3 protein-coding genes are annotated in these 1,183 nt (G+C 42.0%); all 3 read right to left on the bottom strand.

Going from position 1 to position 1,183, the window contains the following annotated elements; genetic code table 11:
- On the bottom strand, positions 1-462 hold a 462-nt coding region (locus tag M595_RS27720), incomplete at its 3' end, for a molecular chaperone DnaJ (protein WP_023069704.1).
- A gap of 245 nt (positions 463-707) precedes the next feature.
- On the bottom strand, positions 708-899 hold the full coding sequence (locus M595_RS27715) for a hypothetical protein (RefSeq protein WP_023069677.1): 192 nt from the start codon (positions 897-899) through the stop codon (positions 708-710).
- The coding region (locus M595_RS31640) for a PIN domain-containing protein (RefSeq protein WP_023069875.1) at positions 886-1,183 on the bottom strand (298 nt) is incomplete at its 5' end. The genes M595_RS31640 and M595_RS27715, both read right to left, overlap by 14 nt.

The raw sequence follows: 1,183 nt of genomic DNA, 5'->3' as shown, positions 1-1,183 counted from the left end.
CTCGTCTTGTTCCTTGCGTCTTTTAACCCAGGCTTGATAGCTGCTGTAGGTTTTCCTGAACCACTCGTCTCTCTGTCTTTCTCGGTAGTAATAAGATTTTGAGTATTTTGGGTCTTCTGGGTAGTCATCGTACTCAAAAAATCCAGCCCCAAGTCTAGCTCTAATTGTCTCATAATTTTCGTAACAATTTTTTAGCTTAATAAACTTGTCATGGCTCCCCGACTGCTTATCAGGATGCAGTTTAATCGCCATTTTTTTGTATAACTGTCTGGCTTCCACTTGATTATCCGCCGCCAAGACCCAAGTGCCAACTTCCAAACCCGCAAAAATCGTCCCTTTTTTCCGGTGGAAAACACATCGGCCTTTACTCATTCGTAAAAACAGCACATTCTCCCAAACTTCAATAACAGCCAAATTCGGGTAGTTATTTTTAAGTAAAGCTAATGCAGAGGAATAGTTCATATTCAGCAGATTGAGCTAAACAGATTGTACACAACCACAGAGCCAGTCGCAACAGACTTGAAGGTGAGGGGACTCAATCGCACCCCGGACAACAACGAACCATAGGCCACCCCAGTTGCACGCCGGAGATTCGGTTTACCGATGTAAAGTATTCGGTTATCCGTACTTGACAAATAATATTTTTATCTTATGCAATCGCTCGGGTCAATCGCCTCACGCACAGCGCCGACTACTTCAATCGCTGGCTATTTTTGACGATTTCTCCGAATATCTTGCCAAAACTCATCTCGCGTTACCCCTTTGAGTAGATCTTCTCGTTCTTTAGTGTAATCACCACTTCCCCATCCTACCTGTTGTAAAAAGCGAATTGTATCAATTTGACCCAGATTATTGACCAAAACTTGATAAGCTTTCTTTCTAAGCTCAATTGGTGTCATTGCTCATTTCTCCTTCTTGCTGAAAAATAGTCATTAACCAATTAACAGGATTACTTAATCTGACCAACAGCCTATCTTGATAGCTATTTGCTTTTTTAAGCAAGCGATCATCTGTCGTTAACAAGATATCCGCCTTCCCCCGTTCGGCACTAGCAATATGAAAAGAGTCATAAAGTCCAAATCCTAAATCTTCTAACTCCTGCGATCGCTTGTCAACATCCTCATCAAGGGTAACAAAAACTGAAGCCGTTTGTAGAATGTCCCTAATAGATCGGAAGAGCGTC

Origin of the sequence: Lyngbya aestuarii BL J (assembly GCF_000478195.2) — a bacterium.
GTDB lineage: Bacteria > Cyanobacteriota > Cyanobacteriia > Cyanobacteriales > Microcoleaceae > Capilliphycus > Capilliphycus aestuarii.
This window is presented reverse-complemented; position numbering and strand designations above follow the sequence as displayed.

What these genes read in the sequence shown, in the direction of transcription:
- M595_RS27715 (WP_023069677.1), bottom strand. Translation starts at nt 899, where the DNA reads ATGACACCAATTGAGCTTAGAAAGAAAGCTTATCAAGTTTTGGTCAAT.